The sequence below is a fragment of the uncultured Paraglaciecola sp. genome (assembly GCF_943787955.1).
In the GTDB taxonomy this organism is placed as follows: Bacteria; Pseudomonadota; Gammaproteobacteria; order Enterobacterales; family Alteromonadaceae; genus Paraglaciecola.
Map to the genome: position 1 here is coordinate 17,746 of NZ_CALSOK010000006.1, position 25,035 is coordinate 42,780.

The following is a 25,035-nucleotide window of genomic DNA, read 5'->3' on the forward strand; positions in this document are numbered from 1 at the left end:
TGGCCATCTATTGATGTTTTGGAACGTGTGACTACTTGCTATTTACTCTGCTTCGTAATTATGACTGCTTTGTTTACCCAGACCGCAGTGGCAGCGCCTAAGCTCGATCGTGAGCAACAACGAAACCTTTTTATTAAAGCAGAGGGGCTTGCGTATAATCCCAATAGCAATGCCTTTAAAAAGGTTATGAAACAACTTGAGGGTTATCCATTAAAGCCTTACGTTGAATTGAAAACCTTAAGTAAGTTTCCTTTTATGGCGAATAAAAAACAAATAGAACGTTTTTTAGCCCAATATGAATCATCTCCTCTAGACAGACATTTACGTAAAAAGTGGTTGTTCTATCTAGCCAAAAAAAATCAACCTGAAATGTTTATGCATGCTTATCGAGATATGGGTAATGTCGCTTTAAACTGCAAGTACGCACAAATGTTGTTGCAAAAAGACCCATCTAATACTGAAGCATTTGAGTTGGCAGAAAATCTGTGGGTAGTGGGCAAATCACAGCCTAATGACTGTAATGAATTATTCAAGGCCTGGCACAAGGCTGGCAAGCGGACATCAGCATTAGTATGGAAAAGAGTGTCCTTGGCGGCTGACGGTGGTAATCATACTTTGCTCCCCTATTTAAAAACCTTGATGCCAAAGAAACAGCAATATTTAGCCGATCTTTGGTTAAAGGTGCGCCGTTCACCTAGCCAAGTTTCTCGTCTGTCTAATTTTCCGGGTCAATTCCCAGAAAAGGAAACTGAAATACTGGTTTATGGTTTAAAACGCCTTATCAGCAGTAACAGGGATTTAGCGTTACGTAGCTGGAAAAAACTGTCGCGTAATTTCACTTTTTCGAGATCCCAACAAAAACAAATTTCACACCAGTTTGCCACTTTTTTAGCACTAGTAGATCATGAGCAAGCAGAATTTTGGCTAGAAAAAGCCACAAGTTTGGAACCTGATGCAGAATTATTACGTTGGCATTTAGCCCATGTCTTAAGGCAAAAAAATTGGCAAAATGCGTTAGATGTCATAAACCTTGTACCTGGCAACTCAGCCGATAATAATGTGTTTCAATATTGGAAAGCGCAAGCTTATGAGCAGGTGGGTGCTAAAGCATTAGCTGACGAAGGTTTACATAAATTAGCTAAACAGCGTCATTATTATGGATTTTTAGCAAGTGGGAAATTGTCTGAAATGGCTAGCTTAAATGACAATCCATTACTCATTTCCCAAGAGGAAATAGACGAGGTGGCTGCATTGCCCTCTGCCCAGAGGGCTTTTGAGTTTAGAAAGTTAAGCCGTAATCTTAGTGCAAGACGAGAGTGGATTTCTTTGCAGGGCCAATTGACCCATCAACAGAAGATAACCGCAGCTGTGCTTGCCAGCCAGCAGAACTGGCATGATCAAGCTATTTTTGGTTTTTCCAAATCAGGCTATCTGGATGATTTGAGTCGACGTTTCCCGATGCCGTTTGATAGTCAAATGCAAAGTAATGCTAAGAAAAACAATATTGATGTCGCTTGGGTATATGCCATCGTCAGACGTGAGAGCTCTTTTATGCCAGACGCAGCTTCGCACGCCGGTGCTTTGGGCTTAATGCAAGTAATGCCGAGAACGGCACGTTATCTCGCCAAGAAAAAAATCAAAAAAAATAGTTTATTTAATGCCAACCGAAATGTTGAGCTGGGTACCCAATATATGCGTTATCTGATGGATAAAATGGATAACAATGCCATATTGGCCACCGCATCTTATAATGCTGGTTGGCGTAGGGTACAACAGTGGCTACCTGAAAAAGGTAATATGCCCTTAGACTTATGGATAGAGACCATTCCCTATAAAGAAACCCGCAATTATGTGAAAGCAGTGTTGGCTTATCAACAGATATACAGTCAACATTTAGGTGGCAATGAGAACCTGTTTAAGAAATTAGCCACCATGGAAATACAACCAAAAAGTTAGATAGGTCTTTGTAACATATACAAGGCCAACAGCCTTAAGCTTATGTTAATCTACTATTATATTCTTTGATGAGAGTCAGGCATGTCAGTTCTAGCAGAATCAACACAATCAACACGATTAGTGCAAATAGCACAAACCTATCCACAACATATTTCAGAGTTACAAAGCCGCACCCGTGAAGCTATTCAGCGGGAGAGTATTGAAGGTTTGATCATCCATTCAGGGCAAGGTAAGCGCTTATTTTTGGACGATAACCACTATCCTTTCATAGTGAACCCTCAGTTCAAGGCTTGGTTACCCGTGATCGATAATCCAAATTGTTGGCTGATTGTAAATGGTGTTGATAAGCCAAAGTTAGTATTTTACCGCCCTAAGGATTTTTGGCATAAAGTATCTGATGAGCCAAATGATTTTTGGGCTGAGCAGTTCGATATAGTATTACTGACTCATGCTAATGCGGTAGAAAAACATCTGCCTTTTGATAAAAGCAAATATGCTTATATTGGCGAATATATTGAAGTCGCTAAGGCCTTGGGTTTTGAATTAGTGAATCCAGATAGGGTGATGCATTACTTCCATTATCAACGTGCCTATAAAACAGATTATGAGTTAGCGTGCATGCGTGAGGCAAACCGTATCGCGATTGATGGTCATCGTGCTGCTAAAATTGCTTTTGAACAGGGGCTAAGTGAGTTTGATATTAATTTGGCTTATCTTGGAGCAGTTAGGCAAGGTGACAACCAAGTCCCCTATCATAATATTGTTGCACTAAATGAAAACGCATCCATATTGCATTACACCCATTTAGAAACAGAAGCACCGACTCAAGCTCGTTCTTTTTTAATTGATGCGGGGGCAAATTTTAATGGTTATGCTGCTGATATTACCCGCACTTATTCTCGAGAAAAAGGGGTGTTTGCAGACTTAATCGCATCCATGCATCACATTACGCAACAATGTGTGAATGAGTTAAAACCAGGTGTGTCTTATGTTCAAATTCATACCAGTGCTTATCATCAAGTCGCAGCCCTTTTATGTGAAACTGGTCTAGTGTATTTGGACGCTAACGATATGCTTGAAACAGGCATTGTTAATACCTTCTATCCCCACGGTATTGGGCATTTCCTTGGCTTGCAAGTACATGATGTGGCGGGGCATGTTTCTGATGATAGAGGCACGCCAAACCCCCCTCCTGAGGCCCATCCATTTTTGCGTAATACCCGCACTATTGAAGCACGACAAGTCTTTACTATTGAACCAGGTTTATATTTTATTCATAGTTTATTGGCGGAGCTAAAAAGCAGTGAGCAAAGCAAATATATTAATTGGAACGTGGTTGATAGTTTACGACCTTTTGGGGGTATTCGCATCGAAGATAACATCATTGTGCACCGCGCTAAAAACGAAAACATGACCCGTGATTTGCATTTAAATTAAGGGCTTTTGACACATCAATAGATAACCTAGGCTGGCTACAAAGGTAAGCGCTTGTTTGTCAAAATTGTAAAAATCTGGCGTTCAGTAGCCACAAAATGGATGACATGTTTCTGTTGGTTCAGTGATGTTCAATATGTGTATGGCACATTGTCAAGGTGTCACGTCTGTTAGTATTACCTTCCATTTTGTGGTCAAAGTGTTGAGTGCAGGCAAACATAGTGCCCGCAACGGCGGCATATGTAACCTGTCGGGCTAACAGGTTGATTTAACGCATAAATATGTTCTTACTGCACATTTAGTTTACCTTGCTATGATAGTCATAAATCTTATTTTGCATACATAGTTTGTTAATCGGAAGCAATATAAATGTCTCGAATCTTCATCTGTTTATTACTTTTTATCGCCTATGCTAATATCACATATGCACAACAAACTACTTCTAAAGCCAATCTTGCAAATGATTTTGCTAGATTAACTATTCCTAATATTGCTGGAAAGATGAAAATCGATGGCGAGCTAGACGATACCCAATGGCAGCAAGCGAAACAGCTGGAACTCAATTACGTCACTCAACCATTTAAAAATACACGTCCACCAGTATCTACTCAAGTCAAAATATTTGAAAATGGCGATACCTTATATGTGGCATTTATCGCCCAAGATCCCAAGATAGAGAACATCAGTGCTTTTTATAGAGACAGAGATGGCATATGGAGTGATGATCTAGTTGGGATTAAGATTGATACCTTTAATGATGGTCGTTTAGCTTACCAGTTCTTTGTAAATCCTCATGGTATTCAGGCTGATTCGATTCAAAATGAAATGACCGGTAGAGAGAGTGACAGTTGGGATGGTATCTGGCAATCAGCAGGTAAAATTGTTGCTGATGGTTAGGTAGAAATGGCTATTCCATTGCGTATTTTAAACTTTGAAGAAGGTAGCGACAATAAGAATTGGGGCGCTGAGTTGGTGCGCTTTTATCCAAGAGCTGATCGTCTACGTATTTCGAATATGCCACTAGACCGAAATAATTTGTGTAATTTGTGTCAAATGGGCTCTATTGGTGGTTTCAAACAAGCCAAACAAGGTAAAAATTTAGCCTTAGTACCCACATTAGTATTGGGCAAAGGTCAGAGTCGTGACTTAGAAGAAAGCTTAATATGGCAAGACTCTGAAAATACAGAAATAGGCTTGGATGTGAAGTGGGGCATTACCCCTGAAATATCCTTACAAGCCACTTTCAATCCAGATTTTTCTCAGGTGGAAGCCGATGTAGCTCAGTTGAGTATTAACGACACCTTTGCGCTTTTCTTTGATGAAAAACGGATCTTCTTTTTAGAAAGCCGGCTACTTTTCGAGTAACTACAATCTTGTTTATACCCGTAATGTGGGTGCACCTGATTATGGGGCTAAAGTGACTGGACGAATTGATCAACATACCTTTGGTTTTTTTGTTGCCAATGATGAGTCCACAACCTTTCTAGTACCGGGTAATTTGGGCTCTAGCATTGCTAATTTTGAACAGGAATCACTTAATCTCGCATTACGTTATCGTTATGATTTATCTGAACAATTATCAATTGGCTGGACCGGCACTTTGCGTGATGCAGAGGGGTATTACAATTACGTCAATGCTATTGATGCTAAATATCAATTAACAGTTAACGATACCTTTCGAGCACAAATAATACGTTCAGATACGCAATATCCAATAGACCTATACTCAGACTTTTGTGACAATAACTGTGAGCAGGACACCGACTATTCAGAGACTGCCCTACGCCTAAAAAAAGCCGATGCTTTTAGTGGCAGAGCTCACCGAGTCAGTTATACCCACGAGGAGCGAAATTGGAATGTTTTTGTAAATCATAATAGTAGTGGATCAGGTATTCGTACCGATTTAGGTTTTGGCTCTTTGGCTGACCGTTATCAGTTGGTAGTGGGCGGTGGTTACAATTGGTTCAGTGAAAACACTTGGTGGAATAAAGTCAGATTATCCGGTGACTGGGATATCAGCCATAACGATAATAACGAACTGATAGAAAAAGAGTCCGAAGTGAATCTGAGCATGAATGGTCGATTCCAGTCCTTCTTTGAAATAAGCGTACTGACCCAAGATAAGGTGGGACTTCGTGATGATCCAAGTATTCTGAGTATCACTAACAACAGCACATTATTCACCGAGCAGCAGGGCAGTTTTTATTTTAAAGTACGTCCCAGTCCATCCTGGTATTTCAGTACATTTATACGTTTTGGTGATCATATTGACTACGACAACAACCGCTTAGGTAAACAACGATTAGTGCGCCCTTCTATAAATTGGAATTTAGGCAAAAGTTTGCAGTTTAAACTCCGTCACACTTACCAAAACCTTGATGTGGATAATCTACCACTGTTTACTGCAAACCTATCTGATTTTCGTGCTACTTATCAGTTCAACCAACGCCAATTTTTACGTCTGATTCTGGTGTATTCTGACATTGAACGTAACCAAAAAAATTATACCTTTAATGTGGAAGTCAACAGTGCAGGATTAAGCACACAACTTTTATATTTGTATAAACTCAACCCACTCACCAAATTTTTTGTAGGTTATTCAGACTCTGCCTATCAAGATGATGTTCTCACTTCATTGACCAAAAGTGGGCGTTCGGTGTTTATGAAATTCAGTTATGCATGGTTAAATTAACGGATTAATAAAGCTTGATAACTGTCTATTTTGGCCATATATATTAAGTTACGGCAGTCGAGCCGTGTCGAATAAGGAAGGCAGTGATGGAAGTACTATTTGATTATATTTTGACCGCACAAACTCTTGTTTTAGTGTTTGTGGTGGTGTTACTTAAAACCTCAATTAAATTTGTCCCACAAAACCGCGCCTATGTGATAGAACGATTTGGTAAATATCAGTCAACAAAAGAAGCTGGGTTAAATTTTATTGTACCCTTTATTGACCATATATCTGCGGATCGTTCGTTGAAAGAAAAGGCTGTCGATGTGCCTGAACAAAGTGCTATTACCAAAGATAATATTTCGCTGTCAGTAGACGGGGTTTTATATTTTCGAGTGCTTGACCCTTATAAGGCTACCTATGGAATAGACGATTACGAGTTTGCTGTCACTCAACTAGCACAGACCACTATGCGTTCTGAATTAGGGAAAATGGAACTCGATAAGACTTTTGAAGAAAGAGACGTGCTAAACATTAATATCGTTGCTGCAATCAATGATGCTGCGGGCCCTTGGGGTATTCAAGTACTTCGTTATGAGATCAAAGATATTGTGCCGCCTCAATCTGTGATGCAAGCGATGGAAGCGCAAATGAAAGCCGAACGAGTCAAACGGGCACAAATTTTAGAATCGGAAGGTGACAGACAGGCGGCTATTAATCGCGCCGAAGGTCAAAAAGCCTCGGTAGTCTTAGCCGCAGAAGCTGATAAAGAAGAACAAGTATTACGCGCAGAAGGTGAAGCGAAAGCGATAGTCGCAGTTGCTACCGCGCAGGCAGAAGCCCTTAGACAAGTGGGTGAAGCCGCTGCTACGGACGAAGGGCAAAAAGCCATTCAATTGGATTTGGCCACCAAAGCCATCGAAGCCAAACAAGCTATTGCCAAAGAATCATCAGTTGTATTGTTACCCGATGGATCAACTGAAGCCGCGAGTGTTGTTGCCCAAGCGATGACCATTATTAATCAGTTGAATAAGGGGTAACGTATGGATTGGGCATTCAACAACTTAGCTGAAAGTTTGCTCATTCTTGGCATACTTTTATTAGTCATTGAAGTGGCGGTGTTGGGCTTTTCAACCTTTGTACTGTTTTTTGTAGGCTGCGCCGCGGTGGTCACCGCAGGTTTATTGTATATAGGCATTATTCCAGATACTTGGTTGTCGGCCATGTTTAGCACAGGCATACTAACTGGAATATTAGCTATTTTGTTATGGAAGTCTTTAAAAAATATGCAAACTCAGGTGGAAACTACAAAGGTAAAAGGTGACTTAGTCGGTCACAGTTTTATATTAGTGGAGGATGTTGCGCCTGAGTTAACCCCTGAATATCATTATTCAGGGATTAACTGGAAGTTAAAGGCCAACGAACATTTGGTAGCTGGCACTCAAGTAGAGGTCACACAAGCTGATGTTGGCGTCTTCCACATAAAAGCTAGCTAACTTTTACATCGTTAGTGTCTATTGTGTAAGTCGGGTTGGCCCCGACCTTTTTTATTTCCTAAAAAGCTATTCGTTGTGATTTTTTGTGCATTCTAATATAAAAAATTAGCAGCCAATAATGTTCAATAAGGCGAATAGAATGTTTATGGTTAAGCACAACTCTATTTTCAAACATACCCGAGATTACGATACGCTTATGCCCAAAGTATCGGGCTTAATAACCGTTGTGAGTATTACAAAAAATTTAACAGGAACATGGCCTTAATAATAGTGCTTTTAGGTTTCGCTCCTTACTACCACAAATGAGGTTCAGGAGGCTTTCTGTATTAAACGTTCTCACTAAGATTTTCTTCATAAAGTAGATAAAGATTGAGGTATGTGCCGGCCATATAACTTGTCTTATGGGATTAAAAACCGTAACAAAGGTGATAATTAGTAGGAATGCAAAGTGTTGGTGTCAGGTAAGAGCGTTGAATTAGAGCCCACCCTGTTTTTTATTGATAGATATGGTGTGATTTTACCTGATGAGGTGTTTGATTTTGCTAGTCTGACAGCTGTTTTTTATAGTTGTTAAACGCGCCGCTTTTGAATCCATATATGTGAATAAGAAAAAATGGAGGACATTACTATTAATATAGGATTGTCATTTTACGTGAAGGTTATTGGAGCGCTGCTGATGTATTTGTCTTACTACTTCGCAATTCTCAGCTAGACGGCCGTGAATATTATTGAATTGGGTTATTATACCCCATTAGGTGATTATTCTATTTATGATCACGCTTGGTATGCTATTAGTCGTGCTAATGAAACTGATGGAGGAGCTGTTAATCATATCTATGACAAGGTGTCAGTCGCTATAACTGAAATAAACAAGGTTACATCTCAGTACCGGAAGATATTTCACGGTAAAACAAGCTGATAATGCTGGGATTTAAGCGCTTAAAAATGTTTATCTGTTTTTTATAAGACTAGAAAACGGCACACTATTGGGTATATAGTGAGCCGTTTTTGGTGATACCAGGTTGAGCTTAAACTTGCGTCTATTATTGAGGCAATTATTCGCCGGCAATCTGCATACTCTCAATTAATACTGAACCTGTTTGTATGCTGCCGCGGTTTTCTTGTAATGCGCCTATCGCCACTATATTCATTAACATATCGGCTAAATTACCAGCGATGGTAATTTCGTGCACAGGGTATTGGATCACGCCATTTTCCACCCAAAAGCCTGCTGCGCCTCTAGAGTAGTCTCCGGTAACAATATTAACACCTTGACCCATTAGTTCAGTGACCAACAAACCTGTGCCTAGTTTTGCTAACATTTCTTTATCTGAGTCACCGCTATGTTGAATAAACCAATTATGAATACCACCAGCATGACCTGTGGTTTGCATGTTGAGCTTTCGCGCTGAGTAACTGGTTAATAGATAGTGATTGAGTAACCCATTGCTAATAACATCCATGTCTTGAGTTTTAACACCTTCATGGTCAAAGGGGGAACTGGCTAATCCCCGCAATATATGGGGGCGTTCAGTAATATTGAGCCAATTTGGTAGTACTTGCTGGCCTAACTTATCTAATAAGAATGATGATTTTCGATACAAACTACCGCCACTAATGGCACTGATAAAATGACCAAATAGACCTGCCGCAATTTCGCGATCGAACAACACTGGTACCTTACAGGTCTTGACTTTTCTAGCACCTAGTCTGCCCAAGGTAAATTGTGCCGCCTCAAGACCTAATTGTTCTGGGCTAGTCAGCATGTCTGCTTCACGGCCTACTGAATAACTATAATCTCGCTGCATTTCGCCGTCTTGCTCACCAATTACCACGCAACTCATGCTGTAACGACTGCTGTTATAGCCTGCGAGTAAACCATGGCTGTTACCATATACTTTGGTGCCTAAGTTAGCGTTATAAGAGGCACCATCCGAGTTTGTAATACGGGGATCTACGTTTAATGCACTAGTTTCAGCAGCAATTACCTGTTGAATGGCATATTCAGTGTCTAGTTCTATAGGGTGGAATAAATCTAAATCAGGGAATTCAAACGCCATTAGCTCTTTTTCAGCTAAACCAGAGCAATCATCATCACCGGTATGTTTAGCTATTTCTATGGCTTTTTCTACTGTAAGTTTTAACGCATTTGGGGATAGATCAGCTGTTGAGGCGCTACCTTTTTTCTTACCATGGTATACAGTGATACCCAAGCCACCATCATTCGTAAATTCAACGGTTTCCACATCTTTGAGTCGAGAAGACACTGCAATGCCTTCTACTTTAGACATGCTTGCTTCGGCCTGAGTTGCGCCTTTTTCCTTGGCTAATTTTAAAACGTCTTCTACTATGCTTTGTATTTCAGCTAATTGTTGTTGCATAAGGCCTTCATTATTTGGCTACACTGTAGTTTATTATCGCGATGGGGGTTACAATCTTCACTAGTGTATCACTAAAGATAAAGTCATGGTTGCCCCGAAAAAAAACAAAGATGTTGAAGTTGAATTCGACGTAAGTGCAGAAGACGAACCACTCAGTAAAACTCAAATTAAAGCCCAAATGGTTGCAATGCAAAAGTTAGGCGAGTCTTTGGTTCATCTTGGTCAATCTTCTTTGGCTAAGATTCCTATGCAGGAAGAGTTGCTCGATGCAGTGATGCTTGCCCGTAAAATTTTACGCAAAAAAGAAGGTTATCGTCGTCAATTGCAGTTGATTGGCAAAATCATGCGTAATACAGACATCGCCGCTATTGAACATGCCTTGAATAATATTAAATCTGCGCATAAAAAATTAAATGATGCTTTTCATGGAACTGAAATGCTCAGAGATGACATTTTACTGCAAGGTGATAGCAAAATTGAATCGACTATTGTTGATTATCCCCTGCTCGATCGGCAAAAATTGCGACAATACGTGCGACAGGCTAATAAAGAGCTAGTGGATAATAAACCACCCAAAGCTTCTCGTGAACTTTTTAAATATTTAAAAGAAATGATAAACGGTTAATATTTATTTATATTCGCCCTGCATTTGTTATTTTAATTAAAGCTGAGATTGAGGGCGAGTCTCACTTTTACTTGCAAACATGAAAACCACGCCCGCTTGGTTCTAAAGTGAGTTTTGTAAGTGTAAAAAATATTTTCTAAAAATTAAATTTCTAGTGGTTCCATTACAAGCTTCTTTTGACTAAAAGAACGGGCAAAAAATAATACATCCCACAATTTAACTCCCTACGTATATGAACATTACACAGCTTATGCAATCACAAATTACTTGCTTAACCGTATAATAACAATGTGCTTAATATTATGCATGAAGTTCCTTGCTTAAAAGTTAGCTTACGATTTACTTAGTATTGAGAATATACGGCTGTAAAAACTGTTTTAATACTAGCTTTAAATTTTGATTACGAGACGATTACTCAGTTTTTTATCTCGCAGAAACATATATGACTAGGTAAATTATTCGAAGAGCTAGCACATTAAAATAATCAGAAAATCCATGTGATATGTTGATTAAATTTTAACCTTAAAATAGTTCTTTCTATTTATGTTTTGCATGTAAATCCAACCATCCAATTGCATCAGCGAACAAGTTATTGGGAGCCGTTTTTTCTGCCCTCACGCAAAACAGTGGGTATCTTTGAGGCCTTTTCGAAGTCAAACCATCCGCCTCTGATATCTTCGCCGAACAACCCGGAACTACCAGATAAAAATTTGTGGTTGATGATTTCTCCATGTGCCGAATTCTGTGAGATTGTCTAGAGATGGTTATATCTTTGATTTGAAAATTTGAAATGCTTATATCCCATATTATGCAGCGTAGATAAATCTTTAGGCATACCGTTTTCGATTGAGATATATGCTGGGTAAATTTCAGCTTCAGCCAAGTGGTTCAGCGTAACAGTGCCCATACCCTCAATATCAATCTTAATATATTCAGGTTGAATATCACCAAATGAGCGAATAATTTCATCAAGCTTCTTTCTCTGAACTTGAATTTTTGAACCATTATCTTCTGCTTCCGATATCGTTGAAAACAGAACTCCAAGCTGTATTAAAATTATTAATATAAAAGTCCACGATCTCTTTTCTATTCGTTACAGCAAAATTTTCGATAGAAATATCGGGGTCAGAACTTATTTTTTCTTTTACGGCATCACAAAGGGCTGGGTTAGCTTCAATAGAAAAACCTTATACCCGCGCCTTGCCTAATAAATGGAATCTTTTCCATCATATATTTCTACATCAATTATAACTTTTGAAGTGGATACATTATTGTTTGACACCGCTGATTCCCTGTAAAGGTTTATGTTATATAAACTATAAGATGTTATTTTGATATACATATAAATAAAGTTAAACATCACTATTTTTTAAGAAATAGTTGGGAATATGAAAGATACTGTCTAATTACAGAGTTGTTTTAACTGGATGGTCTATGTAATGATCAAAATTTTAATACCTTTACCCTTTACTGAGGCAACTTAAACATGTCAAACACCCCTTCGAAAAACAGGCAGTTTTTGCTGAGTCTGACAGCAGTTATATAATCTGGTTTTGGTTTGCCTGATGGCTGCCTAAGTTTGCATAGGACACATTTACAAAGCTATCCATAGCAAATATTTTCAAATAATAGTAAATGTTTGATTATTTAAAGCGAGTGTTTGGGTAATTACTTTTAAGTTATTTAGCTAAAGCATCGGTGCATGCATAAATAATTATTGTTAACCTATTAGAAGTCACAATAAAGAGGAATAGTCTCGATTATGCATTTAAGAAAACGAGTATTAGTAACAGGCGGTGCTGGCTTTTTGGGTTCTCATTTATGTAAACGGTTATTAAAAGATGGAAATGATGTACTTTGTGTAGATAACTTTTTTACTGGAACTAAAGATAATATACTTGATTTATTGTCTTCTCGGCATTTTGAGTTAATGCGACACGATATAACTTTACCCTTACATGTAGACGTGGATGAAATTTATAATCTAGCCTGTCCAGCGTCCCCTATACATTACCAGCACGACCCTACGCAAACTATTAAAACTAGCGTGTTAGGTGCAATTAATATGCTCGATTTAGCTAACCGCGGTAATTCAAAGATATTCCAAGCCTCTACGAGTGAAGTGTATGGTGACCCACTTATACATCCTCAAACTGAAGACTACTGGGGTCATGTTAACCCTATAGGCCCAAGAGCGTGTTATGACGAAGGAAAGAGATGTGCAGAAACCTTATTTTTTAGTTACCACCAGCAACATAATATAAACATAAAAGTCGCTAGGATATTCAACACCTATGGGCCTAATATGCACCCTAATGATGGCAGGGTGGTGTCTAACTTTATTGTCCAAGCTCTAAAAGGAGAGCCGATAACAATATATGGTGATGGTAGTCAAACGCGTTCGTTTTGTTATGTGGATGATTTGATTGAAGGCTTTATTAAACTAATGAATAGTGCTGATGGCGTGTCCGGCCCTATCAATTTGGGTAATTCTAATGAATTTAGTATGTTGCAATTAGCAAATATGGTGATTGATTTAATTGGCAGTTCATCCAAGTTGGTTTTTAAACCTCTTCCACAAGATGACCCCAAACAAAGGAGACCTGATAACACCCTTGCCAAAGAATTATTGAATTGGCAAACTAATGTTCAATTACAAGACGGGGTTAAAAAAACCATCGAGTATTTTGATTGCCTGCTGAAAGAAAAGTATTTATATGTCTGAGATGTGGTCTTACTCACCACATTGAAGTCTCCTAGTTTAAACATTTTGGGAGCCCAACTTGCTAGTATTTATTACTTTGATTAGGCATCCTCACAACACAAATAGTTATAAAAAAGCCGTGGCTTTATTTGAAATGACGGCTCGTTAAATATGCTCCCAAGGTAATGCTAATTTTTATATTCGTGGTTGTTTGTAATGATAAACCCGTTATTGAATTTCTCAATGAACATATTCATTATAAAATTATTGATTTTCCAGTACCCCCGATACTTGATGAATACTTAAAAGCCTTCTCTAACTCTGACCAAGATATTTCTTGTTACCCCAAGAAATACTTTTCTATAGAAGTGACAAGATACAGGAATGTTTTCGGCTCTTTTATATGCCAAATAATTTAATCCAAAATATGTGTATATTGTTGATGCTGATGTCTGGATTAACATCAATATTGTGCAGTATTTAGAAGAGCAAGCGGATTACCCTATTTGGAATGTAAATGAGGCCTATATTGTAAACTTTAAGCAAAAAAAACCTTTATGACACGCTGTGGTATATCGCGGCATTGTGGCAGTAGTTTCATCTATCAAACTGATTTTTTACTTTCGTTGGGCAACTATAATCAAGCAGTTGATAGTTTAAGTTCTCAGCAAATATTGATGGAAGTAACCTCCGTATCATACGTGCATGAAATTTGTGGTAATCACACTAAGCAGTTCGCATTATCAATTAAAAAGGGAACATCCGCTAAGCTCATTCCCTTTCCTGCAATATGTTATGTATTAGAAACCAGTGAAAATGAATTACAAAATATTGATGTGAATAATGGTTTTCCTAAAACAAGAGTGGTTATTGACGACTTTGGTTTAAATGAAAGTTAGCTTTCTATGAAAAGTTATCGATTAAAGTCTATTACAATCAAGGTTTGGCTGCGTAAAGATCAAAAGTGGGATTGCATCTTGAAAAAATTAAATTGTACAGAGAAAATAGTTTATAAATGAAGCCGGGCAAACAGTAAGGACGAACGTCTTTATTTTCAAATCAATGCAACTATGGCAGAGCAATAGTTAGCGACAGGATGTGCTTCACATGTGGAAAGGTTCAGGCTCCATGCAGGTGTCATGATCAACTCTTGGGACAGGCGTAAACTCGAAAGACTGTGCTGTTACATAACCCGCTCTAGAGGTCAAAAAAGGTTGTCAATAATACTTATGAAAAGTTTCTATATCCACTGAATACACTCTACCGTGACGGCACCAAAGGTGATTTGCGAAGTTATGTGTTCTTTGAACCGTTGGATTTTATTGCCAACGTAGCCGCGCTGGTGTCAAAACCTGGAGTTAATATGACGCCTTTAGATGAGGAACTTCCTTGTTTCTTAGCCTTCTGCAAACCTGTGAATAATTTAGTGGGCATGTTCTGGTCAACTCCAACCGGACACTTTCCTAAAGGAGTTTTCAAATTCAATTGGCGATTGATCCAAATTGGCTGAATGCAGTCGCTCAACATTATAATATTTCATGTACCTAGCAACATCTTCTCGCATATGTGTTCGAGTGGGCTGCGGTACTTTAAACAACCAATCATGCTTTAAACTTCCAAAGAAGCGCTCCACAACAGCATTATCCCAGCAAGCTCCAACATCTCCCATACTAGCTCGACACTCTAATCGCGACAGTAGATTTCTAAAGCCTTTACTCGTGTACTGAGAGCCTCTGTCACTGTGAAACACCAAACCTTTGACTGGCTTGCGTAAATTATGCGCCTTTGTCAGTGCTTGCTCGACCAAATCACGCGTCATGCGTTTTGATATATGCCAGCCCACAATACGGCGTGAGTACAAATCCATGACAATGGCTAAGTACAACCAGCCCTCACCAGTCTTTAAATAGGACACATCACCCGCCCAAATTTGATTGGGTCCAACAGGATTGAAATTCATATTTAGCAAGTTGTCAGCCACTGTTGTGGTTGAATTAACCGGACACTTCAATAAAGGATTATAATCCTGTTAATTGAGGTGAATATGACTAAACGAACAAATAAACATTATCCCGCAGAATTTAAACAAGAAGCGGTCGCTCTGGTAATAGAGCAAGACTATCCAATCGTACAAGCTGCTGCATCTTTAGGTGTGACAGACAAACTACTTTACAACTGGGTAGCTAAGCATAAGAAACAGGCACTAGGTGATGCATTATCTGGTGATGAACGGGCAGAGTTAATTCAGCTCAGGAAAGATAGTAAACGTCTACAAATGGAGCGTGAAATCCTAAAAAAGGCCAGTGCCTTCTTCGCGAAAGAAATGAAGTAAGATATTCTTTTATAAGTGAGCTTGATGCGAAGTATCCGGTGTCAGTTGCTTGTAAAGTGATGGAAGTGAGTTCGTCAGCATACTACGCATGGCTAAAAAAACCTGGTGAACTCATTAGCGCTCAAATGCTAAGACTGTATCGACGAGCCAAAGCATTATTCAAGGCAAGTCGAAACAGTTTAGGCAGCAGAGAGCTTGCTAAAGCACTACGCAAAGAAGGCTTTGAAATAACGCGGTATCGCGCCATTAAGTTAATGGAACGGCTTAAATTAGTTGTGACTCAGCGAATAGCTTATAAAGTGACAACCAAGCGCAAACACAGTGATGCTGTGGCTGACAACTTGCTAAATATGAATTTCAATCCTGTTGGACCCAATCAAATTTGGGCGGGTGATGTGTCCTATTTAAAGACTGGTGAGGGCTGGTTGTACTTAGCCATTGTCATGGATTTGTATTCACGCCGGATTGTAGGTTGGCATATATCAAAACGCATGACGCGTGATTTGGTCGAGCAAGCACTGACAAAGGCTCATAATTTACGCAAACCACCAAAAGGTTTGGTGTTTCACAGTGACAGAGGCTCTCAGTACACGAGTAAAGGCTTTAGAAATCTACTGTCGCGATTAGAGTGTCGAGCTAGTATGGGAGATGTTGGAGCTTGCTGGGATAATGCTGTTGTGGAGCGCTTCTTTGGAAGTTTAAAGCATGATTGGTTGTTTAAAGTACCGCAGCCCACTCGAACACATATGCGAGAAGATGTTGCTAGGTACATGAAATATTATAATGTTGAGCGACTACATTCAGCTAATTTGGATCAATCGCCAATTGAATTTGAAAACTCCTTTAGAAAAGTGTCCGGTTGGACTTGACCAGAACACACAGCATCACTGTGTTTGCGCTTGGTTGTCACTTTATAAGCTATTCGCTGAGTCACAACTAATTTAAGCCGTTCCATTAACTTAATGGCGCGATACCGCGTTATTTCAAAGCCTTCTTTGCGTAGTGCTTTAGCAAGCTCTCTGCTGCCTAAACTGTTTCGACTTGCCTTGAATAATGCTTTGGCTCGTCGATACAATCTCAGCGTTTGAGCGCTAATGAGTTCACCAGGTTTTTTTAGCCATGCGTAGTATGCTGACGAACTCACTTCCATCACTTTACAAGCAACTGACACCGGATACTTCGCATCAAGCTCACTTATAAAAGAATATCTTACTTCATTTCTTTCGCGAAGAAGGCACTGGCCTTTTTTAGGATTTCACGCTCCATTTGTAGACGTTTATTATCCTTCCTGAGTTGAATTAACTCTGCTCGTTCATCGCCAGACAACACGTCACCTAGTGCCTGTTTCTTATGCTTAGCTACCCAGTTGTAAAGTAGTTTGTCTGTCACACCTAAAGATGCAGCAGCTTGTACGATTGGATAGTCTTGCTCTATTACCAGAGCGACCGCTTCTTGTTTAAATTCTGCGGGATAATGTTTATTTGTTCGTCTAGTCATATTCACCTCAATTAACAGGATTATAATCCTTTATTGAAGTGTCCGGTTAATTCAACCACAACAGCATGCATCGACATATTATTAAGAACGTCAATTTGAACTGCGCATGCTGCTATTCTGAAAGGGAAGACAAAAGGATATGTCTAATGCATATCCATTGTTGTTCTAAAAGACCCTTCGTCACTTAAATTAAAAAAAAGGAGTTCTGACCGTAACGACTCAATCTTGTTTAGTCACAAACTCGTCTTGTGCAGATTGTTTAAAGTGGGGAAGACCAAAGATAATGGCAAGTGAGGCGAACATCAATAACAACATGGGGTACCAGGTGTAAGGTGTGATCGCTAAGGGTGAAAGACCCGCCAAGGCAGAAACTGTGAGCATTTGGCTGCCGTAGGGCACCAGACCCTGACAGCCGCAAGAAAAAATATCTAAGAGGCTGGCGGTTCGCCTTGGGTCAATTTGATAGGTCTGGCTTAAGTCTTTGGCAATAGGGCCAGCCGTAACAATACTGATAGTGTTATTAGCGATGGATAGGTCTAACAAACAGGCCAATGAAGCAATACCAAACTCAGCCTCCTTTTTCGTTTTTATTCTGGCGCAAATCACATTCATTAACCATGTTAAGCCACCATAAGCCTTCATCAAACTGACAATGCCGCCAATGGTTAGGGCGATAATGGCGAGATTTTGCATCCAATCAATACCTTTTTGAATACTCTGCAAGGCTTCCCAGCCGGTAAACGTGCCGTTACTTAAACCGATAATTGCCGCCGTTAAGATCCCAAAACCCAATACCACAATTACGTTTATCCCTAGCAGCGCCGTTACGATGATCATTAAGTAGGGCAGCATCAGCCAGGGATTATAGTCTTGCCCTGTCATGGCTGTTTCGACCTTTACCTCAATAAAAAATAAAGCCGCAATAGTAATAAGAGCAGCGGGTAAAGCAATAATCAGATTAGCTTTAAATTTATCCTTTAATTTCACGCCCTGGGTGCGTGTAGCCGCGATGGTGGTATCTGATATAAAAGATAAATTATCTCCAAACATACCACCGCCAATGACCACACCTAACGCCAATGCGGGGGGTATGCCAAGATTTTCGGCTAAACCGATGCCAATGGGTGCAAGAGCGGTAATGGTGCCCATTGAGGTGCCCATGGCAAAAGAAATTCCGCAGCAAACCACAAATAAGCCAGGTAGCAAAAATTGCGCGGGAATAATATCTAAGGCCCAATTCACTGTGGCGTCCCGTGCACCAATATCGATGGTTAAGGCATATAAGGCACCCGCCATAAGAAAAATAAAAACCAACAGCACGATGGTTTTGTCGCCGGCGCCATGGCAAAAAATGTCGACCTTTTGATGTAAACTTAAGCGCGTGTTGCCAGGATTAATAGCCAAGGCATAAGCTGCAGCAAGCATAAAAGCTACGAGAATGGGCATAAGTGTAAAGTCTTGGCCAACTACCCCAGACAACAAAACCATCAATACAAATATCAAAATAGGGCTTAAACCCCAAAAACTAGCGTTTGTGTCTTGCTTCATTTAATGCTCGTTAATACTCGTTAATGCCGCTATGTTATAACTTTATCTTACATGTAAGTACGCATTAAATGTAAGTAGCTTGTACCCTTATTCCTTAATGCTGCAGTGTTGTTGGCTGCACTGATTCACCTTTCGACAAGCGTAGCTCGTATCCTATCTAAGCTTGGGGTTGCGTAAGGTTAAGCTGTACCACCAACGGTTAACCCATCTACTTTAAGGGTGGGTTGACCTACACCAACGGGCAAACTTTGCCCATCCTTACCGCACACACCAACCCCTTTATCTAAGGCTAAATCATTACCTATCATAGAAATTTTTTGCATGGCTTCTGGGCCATTGCCAATTAAGGTTGCGCCTTTGATAGGAGTGGTGATGATACCTTTTTCGATTAAGTAAGCTTCGGAGGTAGAAAATACAAATTTTCCTGAGGTGATATCAACCTGACCACCGCCAAAGTTAGGGGCATAAATGCCCTTTTCTATGGATGCAATGATTTCTTCTGGTGGAAATTCACCGCCTAACATATAGGTATTGGTCATACGTGGCATAGGCAAATGAGCATAAGATTCACGTCGGCCATTACCGGTGGGAGCAACACCCATCAAGCGCGCGTTGAGTTTGTCTTGCATGTAACCTTTAAGAATACCGTCTTCAATTAACACATTGTGTTGAGTCGGTGTGCCTTCGTCATCAACGCTGAGAGAGCCACGTCTGTTGGCTAATGTACCATCATCAACAACCGTACAGCCTTTGGATGCAACTTGTTCACCGATACGACCACTGAAAGTAGACGCGCCTTTACGATTAAAGTCACCTTCTAAACCATGGCCTACTGCTTCATGTAACAATACGCCTGGCCAACCATTTCCTAACACAACCGGCATTTTCCCTGCGGGGGCTGGCACAGCTTGCATATTGACTCTTGCCATATGAATGGCTTCATCAGCTACTTGTTGATAGCGGGGGCGGCCATCGTCTTGTGCGACAAAATAATCATAAGCATATCGTCCACCGGCACCTGAACTGCCTCTTTCTCGGCGTCCGTCTTTTTCCATCAATACCGAACAGTTGAAACGTATAAGCGGGCGAATATCGCTACAAAAAGTGCCGTCTGTCGCTGCAATTAAAATTTCTTCATATACTCCGCTAATACTAATTACCACTTGGGTAAGGGCGCTTTCCTGCTTACGGATGTATTCATTTGCAGCTCGCAATAGCGCTATTTTTTCTTGTTCTTGCATACCCAAAAGTGGATTTTGGGCATGGTATCGACTGGCGGGGTGACTTGGGTTGAGTGACGCGACTTTATGTTTGCCACCTGACTTGGAAATACTGCGTGAAGCTTTTGCGGCTTTCATTAATGCTTCTGGGGATATTTCATCCGAATAAGCAAAGCCGGTTTTTTCTCCACTAACGGCTCGAACGCCCACACCGCGTTCAATATTGTAGCTACCTTCTTTGATGATACCGTCTTCAAGTACCCAGGTTTCGTGTTGGCTTGACTGAAAATACAAATCAGCAAAATCGTTGTCATGTTGATATATGGTATCTAGCGCTGACTCTAATGTGGAGCGGGTTAGATCCGATGCATCTAGTAAGTTTTCTTCTACCAAATTAGACAAGGTGACTCCTGAATTTGTTGTGCTGATAAACGGGCATTTTAGTGCGGATATCAGCGAGTAATTGATGATTAAGTTGGGCATATATCATGCCGGTATCATGGGGTAATTCAATCAACGTTTCACCCCACGGTGAGATGATACAGGAGTGACCGTAAGTTTGTCGCTTATTCCGATGTTGACCTGTTTGATTCGCGGCAACGATATAACATTGATTTTCAATTGCACGGGCTTTCAGCAATGGATGCCAGTGAGCCTTCCCCGTTTGATGTGTAAACGCAGCGGGTAGCGCTAATACGTCTAGCGGTGCAATCTGATTCATGGCAGTGAACATGCCAGCAAAACGAATATCGTAACAAACGGCTAGGCCAAGGTTACCAAAGGGGGTATGAGTGACTATTAACGTATTGCCTGCCTGAGTGTGGCAAGACTCCATATATGCCCGAGTATTATCTGCCACTTGAACATCAAAAAGGTGTATTTTTTGATACTCTTCGACCGTCTCTCCATGATCATTGATTAATAAACAAGAAGCTGTGTATTTGCCAGTTGATGGGCATGAAATGGGCAAACTGCCCGCCACTAACCAGACGTTATATTGTTTAGCCAATTGCTTAAGCTTATGTTGAATGGGACCTAGATGCAGGTCTTCTACGATATCCATCATTAATTTGTCATCACCACCAAAACACGCAAAACATTCTGGCAATACCACCAAACAGGGTCTGTGTGTGGGCAATAACTTAAGTTGCTGCTCTACAAATAAAAGATTATCTTTAACTAAGGGAGAAGATGTCATTTGAATGGCTACAACATTTGGGCAGGCATTAGCCACTTACTGGTAATTCATCAGGGAGTTTTATATCGACCGGGTCATCAAATTTTCGATCTATAAACAGGGAGGGGATTTCTGTTTTAGGCACTGGATTTACCCGTGCTGGCAAGGATACTTCTTTGCTATCGCGACCTAATTCTGTGAGTTGTGGATCGTCCAAGGTGCCAGTGAGTGAAAACTTGATATTAGAAATTACCTTGGCTGAAGTCAGCATTTGATCCAGCGCAAGGGCGGCCAATGCTGTAGCTGGATTGACCATCCATGCCACTATCACAGGCAAGCTGGATGTCACATTTGGGGCGAACTCAATTTGGTAATTGAGCTGCTGGGCGTTTAAGTCGGTGTAACCTTCCATAGTGATTTCGCCAGCTCCTCCATCGACTAAGGTGTCTTGGGTATAAGCGGTGCCATTTTCTAGCTGAACACTGCCATTAATTTTGTCGTAGAAAAATCCTTTGGAAAATATGTCTCTAAAATCAAGCTTTAGCTTACGGACCAACGAGTCGAGGCTAAGTAAGCTGAATATTCGTGAGCCTTGGTCACTTACTTCTGTCAAATAGCCATCTGTTAAACGCCAATCTATTTGGCCATTCAGTGTTTCAAAGTTAAATTCGTAAGGCGCGCGCCTCCAACTTAAATCGAATTTGGAACTGGCTTTTGAATCTTTGATACCTGAGTCCAATTTAAGATCTTTGAGAAATGCGCCAAAATCCGAGCTGCTAAATTCACCCTTTAAACGTGTACTACTTTGGCCGTTGGTTAAAAACCAGTCTCCAGAGCCATAAAATAGACCATGCGCATTTTTTAAGCGTACTTGGTCTATCTTCATACCTGTGGCGGACCGAGACAGGTCAAAATCAATTTTGCCTAAGTCGTTATCCAGAAATCGACAGCGGATACAAGAAAAGCTCACAGGCGGTAAAGTATCAATGTTGGCAGCAAATTTAATCGGCGCGGTTGATAGTGCCTCGACTTTACCCGTTCGAGAGTCTTGCCACTCTGTGAATTCAATAAAATCAGCCTTAATATCAACACCTTTGTTTAACCAATCTTTGTATAGAGCCACTTCCATCCGTGTTTCTTTGGCATTGATATCAAAAAGCCAACTATCACTGGTATTTTTGGCGACCACTTCTAATCCTGTCAGCGTTTGTGATGCGAACAAAGTATTGTCTGCTTTGATGAAAATACGCTTTGGTGCCTCTAGTAATGTTTTGTCGTTGTTATCGGGGAGGTCATTGAGAAGTGTATTAATAGTCTCATACCAAGCGCTAACATCTAGCTCTAGTAAATTGGCAGATACGCTAAAACCTAAGCCCATGCCCATCATATCTGATTGGCCAATGGCTAAGTGTGCGCGAGAAAATTGCATATCTTGATGAGGTAAGTTGCCATTAAATTCAACGTCCTGTCCCAACGTGACTTTGATTGATGAGGCTCGTTCATTACCTTGACTGGTGACTACTAGAGGTAATGATTGTGCTAAGGCCTTGGAAAAGGGGGCCGGTAAGTCTGAGTTCAGTTGGGTGAGTTCACTGAATATTTGTGCGGTGTATTCGTAGCCTTGGGTGGGTAGCGTCAGGGCAATGTCTGCTGTCCAGTTACTGCTTCCAGATAGGTATTTTGTTAAGCCATCAGAAAATGATTCAAGTAAAGGCGTAACCTGCCAATCCCCGTTAATATTAATGTTTGCTTGATAACCTTTGTCCTCCTGCGCACCTGTAAACGAGAGTTTTATAGGTTGTTTTAACAACTGAGCCTCAAGACCGTTTGTGGTTATTTTATGGTTAATAAAACTGACTGTGCCATCGGCTTGCTCTAATAGAATATCTAAGCTAGGTAACTCAACTTGGTTTTTGACCAACAACACCTTGCCTTTGACGCTCATCTTCTCACCAGTCAGAGGGATATAAAGATGTAACTGGGTTTTTACAGGTCCACTCACTTTTACTTGTTGTAAGGTTTTACCTAATGTGTCCCCAAGGCTGCTTTGCAGCATTAAATCAGCCACCTGTTGCCCATCGGCTTGGGCATTTGCATCTATATTTAAAACAGCATTGGCAGCCAATTCAGGAATATGTGCAGATAAGTCAGTTAGCGTTACATCCAGTAATTGCGCTTTTTGGCTGGTCATGGTCAAGCTTTTATTTTCGAACAATAAATTGATATCAAAATTGCTCAGTGCAGGCCATGGTGATGCAAATTTCAATTTTCCATCCGCCACTTTGAGTTGAGCTTGGAAAACGCCTTGGTTTTGTTCAAAGGGAAAGGCGTTGACTGCGCCATGCCATATGACTTGAGCGCTTTCTATTTCCCCTTGCTGTAAAGAGTTAATGAAATAACTTTTAGTCTTAAGCCCCATAAACTCTGTGGGATAAAGTTTGGGTAGTTGTACTACATCAATCGCTTCAATCGTTGTTGAAAAACCTAAGTAATTATCGATGCTGCGATAAAAGATGTTAGGGCGAAGGCTAATAAGGTCACTTTTAAACAACGTGTTTTCAGCTAAAATGGTGACGTTTTGCTCAGAGGTCTGAATATACACATCAGCGTAAAATTGCTGATACTCAATATTGTCTGGTAACAACTTATTGATCGATAGTTGCCCTGATTGACTTTTTAGACTTAATTGCCCATCACCGTTAAACCAATTTAGTTCGGTTGCCAAACCAGCCATACCAGGAATAAATTTTGTTTGTTGCCACTGTATATCGCTAATTGAAGCTTTAACCGCCATATCGCCGCTTAGCGTACGATGAATATTTAACGAATTTAATGTTGCTTGTGGTTGCAATGATTCAAGTGACTGTAGTTGGTTGGGCTCGATTACCAAGGCTAACATGGGTAATACCGCCTCCAATTTTATCAGTTGGCTATGTTGCAACGTAAATGCGCCAGTTTGGTCAATTTTACCCAACCAGTTTGATACCAGCACATTGTTATTTATTTGCATGGTCAAATTATTGAGATTAAATAACCATTCATTATTCACTGGACTGGCATTAATTTGGCCACCTAGCACTGCAGCCTTGAGGTTGTTTTCTGGACTACCATTTTCTGAACTTTGCCACTCAAAGCGACTATTGGACAAGTCAAGTTGCACAGACTGTAGCGATTTATCCTTAATCGTCGCCCACATAACAAAACTACTACGACTCTCAACTAACTTGTTTTTGTTGGGTAGCCATTGTTCAACCCAAGGAGATAAGTCAACTTCTTCTCCTTTAGCAAAAAAAGTGCCGTAGAGTTTTTCTTGATTGCCATATAAATCAAGAATAAAAGAGGTAGAGTTTTTTGCGATTTCTTCTATTTGAAGCTGACCCACACCTTGGTGGTGGTCTTCCTGATTAATCCAAGATACCTGGTCAATAAGCACTACTTGTTGTTGATTATTTCTGGTATTGATTATTATTTTGCTTTGACTAATAGAAAACAGCTGCAGTTGTTGCAAAAATAACTTTTCTAGCGCCTCCACTATTGGATACTGGGTCTCTTCTTGCTCTAAAGAGGCAAGATCAATATTCAATTCCATTTCGCGCAGATCAAACTTATTTGATTGAATTTGTCCGGCTCGTAAAGATTGCCAAAAATCCACTTCGATGGCTGTTTCGGCAATCGTTAGGCTAATGGGTGATGGTATGTTTTGTATTAAAGGTGTGTTTTGAACTAATTGTATGTCGCGGAGTATTATTGCCGGACCTACTCTTTGCCATTTCGCACTAATTTCGCCAATGGTAAGCTCTGCTCCTACTTGTCCTGATAACCATTGTTCTAGATGATGTTTTTGAAGGTTCATATAAGGCAGTGAATAACGCACCACACTAATGATCACAGCAACCACAACCAAACTCAAAGCAACCAATGCCCATAGTTTTTTGATCAGATAAGCGGCATAAAATGACACACTTTTAGGTTTGGAATAGAGGTTTTTCAT

The 25,035-nt window shown here is 40.2% G+C and carries 19 protein-coding genes and 1 pseudogene; 11 read left to right on the forward strand and 9 right to left on the reverse strand.

Annotated features, from left to right (window positions below; genetic code table 11):
• The first annotated feature begins 60 nt into the window (after positions 1-60).
• The 7 genes from Q0Y52_RS04825 (at position 61) to Q0Y52_RS04855 (ending at position 7,560) form a co-directional block, all read left to right on the forward strand.
• Positions 61-1,956, forward strand: a complete 1,896-nt coding sequence (locus tag Q0Y52_RS04825; RefSeq protein ID WP_297818732.1) for a lytic transglycosylase domain-containing protein — start codon at positions 61-63, stop codon at positions 1,954-1,956.
• Positions 1,957-2,037: 81 nt separating this feature from the next.
• Positions 2,038-3,393: a Xaa-Pro dipeptidase gene (gene pepQ, locus Q0Y52_RS04830; protein ID WP_297818735.1), complete on the forward strand. Its 1,356-nt coding sequence runs from the start codon at positions 2,038-2,040 to the stop codon at positions 3,391-3,393.
• 366 nt (positions 3,394-3,759) lie between these two features.
• On the forward strand, positions 3,760-4,287 hold the full coding sequence (locus Q0Y52_RS04835; protein WP_297818738.1) for a carbohydrate binding family 9 domain-containing protein: 528 nt from the start codon (positions 3,760-3,762) through the stop codon (positions 4,285-4,287).
• A 6-nt stretch (positions 4,288-4,293) separates the two neighbouring features.
• The gene (locus Q0Y52_RS04840) at positions 4,294-4,755 is read left to right on the forward strand and encodes a DUF5916 domain-containing protein (RefSeq protein ID WP_297818740.1); all 462 of its coding nucleotides are present in this window, start codon (positions 4,294-4,296) and stop codon (positions 4,753-4,755) included.
• A gap of 52 nt (positions 4,756-4,807) precedes the next feature.
• Entirely contained in the window at positions 4,808-6,082 is a 1,275-nt protein-coding gene (locus Q0Y52_RS04845; protein WP_297818743.1) for a hypothetical protein, read from the forward strand.
• An 86-nt stretch (positions 6,083-6,168) separates the two neighbouring features.
• Entirely contained in the window at positions 6,169-7,104 is a 936-nt protein-coding gene (locus Q0Y52_RS04850; protein ID WP_297818746.1) for a slipin family protein, read from the forward strand.
• Positions 7,105-7,107: 3 nt separating this feature from the next.
• The gene (locus Q0Y52_RS04855) at positions 7,108-7,560 is read left to right on the forward strand and encodes an NfeD family protein (protein ID WP_297818749.1); all 453 of its coding nucleotides are present in this window, start codon (positions 7,108-7,110) and stop codon (positions 7,558-7,560) included.
• A 1,055-nt stretch (positions 7,561-8,615) separates the two neighbouring features.
• Here the strand turns inward: Q0Y52_RS04855 and pmbA are convergent.
• Complete coding sequence (gene pmbA / locus Q0Y52_RS04860) at positions 8,616-9,941, reverse strand: metalloprotease PmbA (protein WP_297818752.1); 1,326 nt, start codon at positions 9,939-9,941, stop codon at positions 8,616-8,618.
• Positions 9,942-10,026: 85 nt separating this feature from the next.
• Here pmbA and yjgA point away from each other — a divergent pair, with 85 nt between their 5' ends.
• The 3 genes from yjgA to Q0Y52_RS04875 all read left to right on the forward strand — a co-directional run bounded on the left by yjgA (position 10,027) and on the right by Q0Y52_RS04875 (position 14,169).
• Entirely contained in the window at positions 10,027-10,566 is a 540-nt protein-coding gene (yjgA, locus tag Q0Y52_RS04865) for a ribosome biogenesis factor YjgA (protein ID WP_297818754.1), read from the forward strand.
• A gap of 1,762 nt (positions 10,567-12,328) precedes the next feature.
• Positions 12,329-13,291, forward strand: coding sequence for a UDP-glucuronic acid decarboxylase family protein (locus Q0Y52_RS04870; RefSeq protein ID WP_297818756.1), 963 nt, complete (start codon positions 12,329-12,331; stop codon positions 13,289-13,291).
• 656 nt (positions 13,292-13,947) lie between these two features.
• Positions 13,948-14,169 (forward strand): hypothetical protein, encoded by a 222-nt coding sequence (locus Q0Y52_RS04875; protein ID WP_297818759.1) that lies wholly within the window; start codon positions 13,948-13,950, stop codon positions 14,167-14,169.
• A 394-nt stretch (positions 14,170-14,563) separates the two neighbouring features.
• Here Q0Y52_RS04875 and Q0Y52_RS04880 read toward each other — a convergent pair whose 3' ends face one another.
• Positions 14,564-14,704 carry a hypothetical protein gene (locus tag Q0Y52_RS04880; protein ID WP_297818762.1) on the reverse strand — a complete coding sequence of 47 codons (141 nt, stop codon included), beginning with the start codon at positions 14,702-14,704 and terminating at the stop codon, positions 14,564-14,566.
• A 7-nt stretch (positions 14,705-14,711) separates the two neighbouring features.
• Positions 14,712-15,251 (reverse strand): annotated as a pseudogene (locus Q0Y52_RS04885) (IS3 family transposase); the annotation flags it as partial.
• A gap of 63 nt (positions 15,252-15,314) precedes the next feature.
• Here Q0Y52_RS04885 and Q0Y52_RS04890 point away from each other — a divergent pair.
• Positions 15,315-16,471, forward strand: a protein-coding gene (locus tag Q0Y52_RS04890; RefSeq protein WP_297816341.1) for an IS3 family transposase whose coding sequence is annotated in 2 segments (ribosomal slippage) — positions 15,315-15,561 and positions 15,561-16,471 — 1,158 coding nt in all. Because the reading frame shifts where the segments join, the coding sequence is not laid out codon by codon here.
• On the opposite strand, the gene Q0Y52_RS04895 is transcribed toward Q0Y52_RS04890, so the two are convergent.
• The 6 genes from Q0Y52_RS04895 to Q0Y52_RS04920 form a co-directional block, all read right to left on the reverse strand.
• Positions 16,417-16,752: an IS3 family transposase gene (locus Q0Y52_RS04895; protein WP_297818765.1), complete on the reverse strand. Its 336-nt coding sequence runs from the start codon at positions 16,750-16,752 to the stop codon at positions 16,417-16,419. The two genes, Q0Y52_RS04890 and Q0Y52_RS04895, sit on opposite strands and share 55 nt — an antisense overlap.
• Positions 16,753-16,811: 59 nt before the next feature.
• A complete protein-coding gene (locus tag Q0Y52_RS04900) occupies positions 16,812-17,099 on the reverse strand; it encodes a transposase (RefSeq protein ID WP_297818768.1) in 288 nt (95 codons plus the stop codon).
• 219 nt (positions 17,100-17,318) lie between these two features.
• On the reverse strand, positions 17,319-18,647 hold the full coding sequence (locus Q0Y52_RS04905) for a Na+/H+ antiporter NhaC family protein (RefSeq protein ID WP_297818771.1): 1,329 nt from the start codon (positions 18,645-18,647) through the stop codon (positions 17,319-17,321).
• Positions 18,648-18,826: 179 nt separating this feature from the next.
• Positions 18,827-20,269 (reverse strand): metalloprotease TldD, encoded by a 1,443-nt coding sequence (tldD, locus tag Q0Y52_RS04910; RefSeq protein ID WP_297818774.1) that lies wholly within the window; start codon positions 20,267-20,269, stop codon positions 18,827-18,829.
• Positions 20,262-21,065 carry a carbon-nitrogen hydrolase family protein gene (locus Q0Y52_RS04915; protein WP_297818777.1) on the reverse strand — a complete coding sequence of 268 codons (804 nt, stop codon included), beginning with the start codon at positions 21,063-21,065 and terminating at the stop codon, positions 20,262-20,264. The genes tldD and Q0Y52_RS04915 overlap by 8 nt, the downstream gene beginning before the upstream one ends.
• A gap of 28 nt (positions 21,066-21,093) precedes the next feature.
• Complete coding sequence (locus tag Q0Y52_RS04920; protein WP_297818780.1) at positions 21,094-25,035, reverse strand: YhdP family protein; 3,942 nt, start codon at positions 25,033-25,035, stop codon at positions 21,094-21,096.

Excerpts from the sequence above, each read along its gene's own strand:
- Q0Y52_RS04825 (WP_297818732.1), top strand. The coding sequence starts at position 61 with ATGACTGCTTTGTTTACCCAGACCGCAGTGGCAGCGCCTAAGCTCGAT.
- pepQ (WP_297818735.1), top strand. The coding sequence starts at position 2,038 with ATGTCAGTTCTAGCAGAATCAACACAATCAACACGATTAGTGCAAATA.
- Q0Y52_RS04835 (WP_297818738.1), top strand. The coding sequence starts at position 3,760 with ATGTCTCGAATCTTCATCTGTTTATTACTTTTTATCGCCTATGCTAAT.
- Q0Y52_RS04840 (WP_297818740.1), top strand. The coding sequence starts at position 4,294 with ATGGCTATTCCATTGCGTATTTTAAACTTTGAAGAAGGTAGCGACAAT.
- Q0Y52_RS04850 (WP_297818746.1), top strand. The coding sequence starts at position 6,169 with ATGGAAGTACTATTTGATTATATTTTGACCGCACAAACTCTTGTTTTA.
- Q0Y52_RS04855 (WP_297818749.1), top strand. The coding sequence starts at position 7,108 with ATGGATTGGGCATTCAACAACTTAGCTGAAAGTTTGCTCATTCTTGGC.
- pmbA (WP_297818752.1), bottom strand. The coding sequence starts at position 9,941 with ATGCAACAACAATTAGCTGAAATACAAAGCATAGTAGAAGACGTTTTA.
- yjgA (WP_297818754.1), top strand. The coding sequence starts at position 10,027 with ATGGTTGCCCCGAAAAAAAACAAAGATGTTGAAGTTGAATTCGACGTA.
- Q0Y52_RS04870 (WP_297818756.1), top strand. The coding sequence starts at position 12,329 with ATGCATTTAAGAAAACGAGTATTAGTAACAGGCGGTGCTGGCTTTTTG.
- Q0Y52_RS04875 (WP_297818759.1), top strand. The coding sequence starts at position 13,948 with ATGGAAGTAACCTCCGTATCATACGTGCATGAAATTTGTGGTAATCAC.
- Q0Y52_RS04880 (WP_297818762.1), bottom strand. The coding sequence starts at position 14,704 with ATGCCCACTAAATTATTCACAGGTTTGCAGAAGGCTAAGAAACAAGGA.
- Q0Y52_RS04895 (WP_297818765.1), bottom strand. The coding sequence starts at position 16,752 with ATGGAAGTGAGTTCGTCAGCATACTACGCATGGCTAAAAAAACCTGGT.
- Q0Y52_RS04900 (WP_297818768.1), bottom strand. The coding sequence starts at position 17,099 with ATGACTAGACGAACAAATAAACATTATCCCGCAGAATTTAAACAAGAA.
- Q0Y52_RS04905 (WP_297818771.1), bottom strand. The coding sequence starts at position 18,647 with ATGAAGCAAGACACAAACGCTAGTTTTTGGGGTTTAAGCCCTATTTTG.
- Q0Y52_RS04915 (WP_297818777.1), bottom strand. The coding sequence starts at position 21,065 with ATGACATCTTCTCCCTTAGTTAAAGATAATCTTTTATTTGTAGAGCAG.
- Q0Y52_RS04920 (WP_297818780.1), bottom strand. The coding sequence starts at position 25,035 with ATGAAAAACCTCTATTCCAAACCTAAAAGTGTGTCATTTTATGCCGCT.